The organism is Brucella sp. IR068, from assembly GCF_049065885.1.
Taxonomy (GTDB): domain Bacteria; phylum Pseudomonadota; class Alphaproteobacteria; order Rhizobiales; family Rhizobiaceae; genus Brucella; species Brucella intermedia.
Genome location: NZ_JBAKHE010000036.1, coordinates 1 through 4,527, shown reverse-complemented (window position 1 = coordinate 4,527; position 4,527 = coordinate 1). Strand labels below are relative to the sequence as shown.

Here is a 4,527-nt window from a genome sequence, read left to right as displayed (position 1 = left end):
GCAGAGCTTCTGCCCACCATTCGCAGGCTGGTGGATCAAAGGCCAACCTATGGCTATCGGCGGATCGCCGCGCTCCTCAATCGCGAAAGGCGGGCCGCCGATAAGCCTGTGGTCAACGCCAAACGGGTCCATCGCATCATGGGCAACCATGCCATGCTGCTGGAGAAGCATACCGCCGTTCGCAAGGGCCGCATCCATGACGGCAAGGTCATGGTTATGCGATCCAATCTGCGCTGGTGCTCGGACGGTCTGGAGTTCACCTGCTGGAATGGCGAGGTCATTCGTCTCGCGTTCATCATCGATGCCTTCGACCGCGAGATCATTGCCTGGACGGCAGTTGCCAATGCGGGCATCTCCGGCTCGGACGTGCGCGATATGATGCTGGAGGCGGTCGAGAAACGCTTCAACGGAACCAGAGCCCCACATGCAATCGAACATCTGTCGGACAATGGGTCGGCTTACACCGCGAGGGATACGAAGCTATTCGCCCAGGCGCTCAACCTGACACCCTGCTTCACGCCGGTGGCCAGTCCCCAGTCGAATGGCATGTCAGAAGCCTTCGTCAAAACCAAGAAGCGGGATTACGTCCGCATCTCGGCACTACCGGACGCCGAAACGGCGCTCCGTCTCATCGACGGATGGATCGAGGACTACAACGAAATCCATCCCCATTCCGCTCTCAAGATGGCTTCCCCTCGGCAGTTCATCAGGGCTAAAACAATCTAGCCGACGTGTCCGGTGAAATGGGGAGCACTCCACGGGTATCCGAGAGCATTATCATTTTGGTTATTGTTTGCGTTTCTATTCACGCCGGGAGGAGGGCGATCTGACGGCATGGAGGAACTATGGCCGGGAAACAGGCAGCAAGACTGAGGCAGCTTGGCGTGAAGCGTCAACGATATCGGCTGAAGACGCGTTCCACTTGCCGTATTCATCAGACAGATGCCGCCATTGCTCTCCTGTGCGCGCCATCCACAGCATGCCTTCGAAATAACGCCGATTGTCCTGAGCAGGGCGGCATCCACGCCCACTTTCAGCAGGTAGAAGCGGACTGATTACTGTCCATTCCTCGTCTGTCAAACCGATCCGTTCGCCCAAAGCAGCCTCGAAATGGCAGCCTTGAATCAAAAAACGATTCCGCAGTTAATCTTTGTCCACGAGCGCTAGCTTGAAGTGCGATTTGCAGCGCGACCTAGCGTATGAGCTCAAACGGATCCACCTTGATTTTCCGTGCATAGGAGGTTATGTATATCCCGTTGGCATATCACAAACAGGAGGTACCCATGACCAGTTCAACGGTGTTCACCAGCAATCGCAGTCAAGCAGTGCGTTTGCCCAAAGCTGTGGCTTTCCCCGAGGAGGTGCATCAGGTGGAGATTCTGAAGGTTGGCCGTAGCCGCGTTATCGTACCGAAGGGTGAGCGCTGGGACGATCTGTTCCTTAATGGCCCGCGCGTCACTAACGACTTCATGAGCGAGCGGGTACAGCCGGCAGCGGAAGAGCGCGAGACTTTCTGATGCACGTCTATATGCTGGATACGAACATCTGCATCTATGTCATGAAGAATTATCCGCCTTCCGTCCTTGAGAGGTTCAATTCCCTGGCGGAATACCTTTGCATATCGAGCATAACGCTTGGCGAGTTGCATTACGGCGCCGAGAAGTCCGCCCGCCGTGAACATAATCTGATGGCTATCGAGCATTTTGTGGCGAGGCTTGACGTGCTTCCGTTTGCCAGCAAGGCGGCAGTGCATTACGGCCAGGTTCGGGCCGAACTGGAACGCGCCGGTACGCCGTGTGGCCCGCATGACATGCAAATTGGTGCGCATGCGCGCAGCGAAGGCCTGATCGTCGTCACTAACAATATGCGCGAGTTCGTTCGCATGCCAGGTGTCCGGGCTGAAAACTGGCTGTGACGCCGCCGGTCCGGTCTGTTCTGCAGAATGGTAAGCAATTAATTTTACCAGCATCGCTCTACCACGAGAATGCTATTCAATCGTAAAACTACCGCCAAGCGCTCAATACCGGCGCACCTGCCTGAAGTTTGTTCCCCTCCCGCCATTCGTGAGTTGATCGTTGCACACAATAAGGTACGCGATCACTCCGCGAGCTGCGGCCTTCGCCCCTGATGGCAATCTAATCGGAAATCTGGGCGATGCCCAAGCTGCCGACATTTTTGGTATCAAGTTCATTTCCCGCACCAGCACAGGCGTTGATGGACATGCACCCGATGGCAGGTCGGTCCAGGTCAAGCCAACGGTACAAAATGCCGGCAGTGTTCAGGATGATCGATACCAGAGCAGAGCAACTATTGTTTTTCCATTTGGACATGGACGCTTGCACGGTCGAGCTGCTGTTTAACGGACCAGAGACAATTGCGCTTGCAGCGTTAAAGTAGCCGTGGACCGGCCAACGGATGGTCTCTGTTCCCCAGATCCGCGCAGCTAATGCCCGTGTATTAGAAGAGCTACGACTTCAACCAGTTCGGGTGGCGGAAACATAGCGTAACACAACGTTGCTACCCCTCCAATTTGCGGTCGAGCTTCTTTGCTGGTGGAAAGTTCGATTAAATCCGTGGCGCCGCCTTCGAAGTTCACGGCAACCACCACTGTGGTTCGAGTACTCGATAACTACGTTATCGGAATATGTGGATGGCCGCCAATGCAGCCATCCACAGCCGATCATGCATAGTCGCCCACGCACATAATGCAAACCGATATCTACTTTCGTTGCCGGTTGAAGTTTGGATTGGGCAAATGCTGCGAACTATCAGTGGCAGCGTCGCCCGAATTAATCGCTCATTTGGGGTTAACCTTGCGACCGACTCCAACCGGACGATGGAATGGTATTAACCATCCAGGGAACACCGAACCTGTCGACGAGTGAACCGAAGCCGGGCGACCAGAAGGTTTCGCCGAACGGATTAACCACCTTACCGCCCTCAGAGAGCTCATTGAACCAGCGCTGTCCCTCCGCCTGCTCTTCCGTATGCAAAGTGACATCAAAACCATTCTTCGGCTTGTCGACATTTGGAGCCCATTGAACATCCATATCTGCTCCCATCAAGGCTTGGTCACCGACCTCCAACCAGCAGTGCATCAGCCAATTCTTATATTTTTCATCCGAAATTGGCAAATCCGGCGGGCCGTCACTATACCGCATTGCCGCGGTGATCTTACCTCCCAGGACCCTGGCATAAAATTCGAAAGCTTCGCGGCACTGGCCCTGAAAGCTCAAGCTTGTTACGATCTTCATGATATTCTCTCCCAGTTGAATTTCTCGCGCCAAGCATGTTTGACGGTCAGCAGAAATTGTTACAGAGTCAGTAGGCGCAAGCTGGATTTCGACGAAGCTATCGTTGTAATGATTGTTAATGGCTCTCTCAAATTCTCAGCTTGCGAGCGAGGATAGGAGATAACCACACTCAATAGATTGATATCAACTTAATTGTTCTCTGATGTCAATCGGACTGCTGCACACTCCTGCCAAACGTGGTTCCGGAACCGCTTGAATCTACTGCGATCATTTGAGAGCTCGAAACCCAATTCTCTCGGTCCGACACCGGCTCCATTGAAATAAAACGGCGCATTTTGAGAAGGACGAGCAGGAGGGAATCTGCCAGTTAAACAAAAACTGTTGCTGCAATAACGTCCACTGTGGATACGTCACGGTGAAGGAACATATGCCCAAATCTCATCAGCGGCATGCCGGAATGAGCGCGACAAACCACATCCTGAACAGGGATATCGCGCGGCGCTTGGCATTCTCTCCCTTGTCCGACGCTATGAGCATGATCGCCTCGACGCTGCCTGCGAACGAGCGCTTGTCATCAACGCGCTGACCTATACCTCAGTCCGATCCCTTTTGCAGGCAGGCCTTGATCGGGTTCACCCGGTCGAGGAAGTCGATTTTGCCGACAGCTATGCGCTCAAGGCCAATGTCGGTTTCAACACGAAGTGGTAACATGGTCATCTTGAAGAAAGACAAGCGCCCGGGCCTTCGCCCGGGCGCTTTGAATATAACTGCTGCCAATGCCTTAAATGAACCGAAAGCAGATTGTCGATCTTGAATGATAGGAGGAATCAATCTTTGCTAGATCGTATTATATATGCACCACCTATGTGGCGGCAGAGTTGAATTGTCCGTTTATTTGCAAAGTAGAAATGTCCGATCGAGGCTTTTGTTGGCACAGCGCTGAGCCCCGGCCTGCCCGGCTGGTCGGGGTTGCAAGGGCTGGCCGGGGCGAGTGATTATGCGCCTTTTCGACTTTAGCTTTGAAACTAGCCATCGACAGTCTGCCACCGCGATAGCGCTTTCTCGCGCCGCGCAATCACTGCCGGATCACTCGTGAAATCCGTCCTGCGTCCTGGTTTGCGACCGCGTGGCGTTTGCTGTGTCAGACTCAGTTTTGCGCTGACATGTACACGTCGAAGACAAAATCGCACGTCTCGTGATGTTTTTCCACTTTGACTTCACAGGACCAATTAAGGGGTATCCCTTCGAAATATCGAGCATATTGGGTCTTGTC

6 protein-coding genes and 1 pseudogene are annotated in these 4,527 nt (G+C 53.8%); 5 read left to right on the top strand and 2 right to left on the bottom strand.

Translation table 11 applies throughout. The annotated features are described in order from the left end of the window. Positions 1-726, top strand: a 726-nt coding sequence (locus tag ACOWVS_RS23285; RefSeq protein ID WP_420973174.1) for an IS3 family transposase, incomplete at its 5' end; no start/stop codon positions are given. 117 nt (positions 727-843) lie between these two features. Here ACOWVS_RS23285 and ACOWVS_RS23280 read toward each other — a convergent pair. Further along, the gene (locus ACOWVS_RS23280; protein ID WP_420973175.1) at positions 844-1,080 is read right to left on the bottom strand and encodes a transposase; all 237 of its coding nucleotides are present in this window, start codon (positions 1,078-1,080) and stop codon (positions 844-846) included. A gap of 203 nt (positions 1,081-1,283) precedes the next feature. On the opposite strand from ACOWVS_RS23280, the gene vapB reads away from it, so the two are divergent. From vapB to ACOWVS_RS23265, 3 genes are all read left to right on the top strand, one after another. Beyond that, positions 1,284-1,517: a type II toxin-antitoxin system VapB family antitoxin gene (gene vapB, locus ACOWVS_RS23275; protein ID WP_075042544.1), complete on the top strand. Its 234-nt coding sequence runs from the start codon at positions 1,284-1,286 to the stop codon at positions 1,515-1,517. Beyond that, positions 1,517-1,915 (top strand): type II toxin-antitoxin system tRNA(fMet)-specific endonuclease VapC, encoded by a 399-nt coding sequence (gene vapC / locus ACOWVS_RS23270; RefSeq protein WP_075042543.1) that lies wholly within the window; start codon positions 1,517-1,519, stop codon positions 1,913-1,915. Before vapB ends, vapC begins: the two co-directional genes overlap by 1 nt. 160 nt (positions 1,916-2,075) lie before the next feature. Then, entirely contained in the window at positions 2,076-2,360 is a 285-nt protein-coding gene (locus ACOWVS_RS23265; protein ID WP_420973173.1) for a DUF6998 domain-containing protein, read from the top strand. Positions 2,361-2,807: 447 nt separating this feature from the next. Here the strand turns inward: ACOWVS_RS23265 and ACOWVS_RS23260 are convergent, their stop codons facing one another. After that, positions 2,808-3,254, bottom strand: a complete 447-nt coding sequence (locus ACOWVS_RS23260) for a VOC family protein (protein WP_075042541.1) — start codon at positions 3,252-3,254, stop codon at positions 2,808-2,810. Positions 3,255-3,719: 465 nt separating this feature from the next. Between ACOWVS_RS23260 and ACOWVS_RS23255 the strand changes: the two are divergent. Beyond that, positions 3,720-3,962: pseudogene (locus tag ACOWVS_RS23255) on the top strand (hypothetical protein); the annotation flags it as partial. Positions 3,963-4,527: the final 565 nt, after the last annotated feature.

Coding starts and splice junctions, on each gene's coding strand:
- vapB (WP_075042544.1), top strand. CDS start 1,284: ATGACCAGTTCAACGGTGTTCACCAGCAATCGCAGTCAAGCAGTGCGT.
- vapC (WP_075042543.1), top strand. CDS start 1,517: ATGCACGTCTATATGCTGGATACGAACATCTGCATCTATGTCATGAAG.
- ACOWVS_RS23260 (WP_075042541.1), bottom strand. CDS start 3,254: ATGAAGATCGTAACAAGCTTGAGCTTTCAGGGCCAGTGCCGCGAAGCT.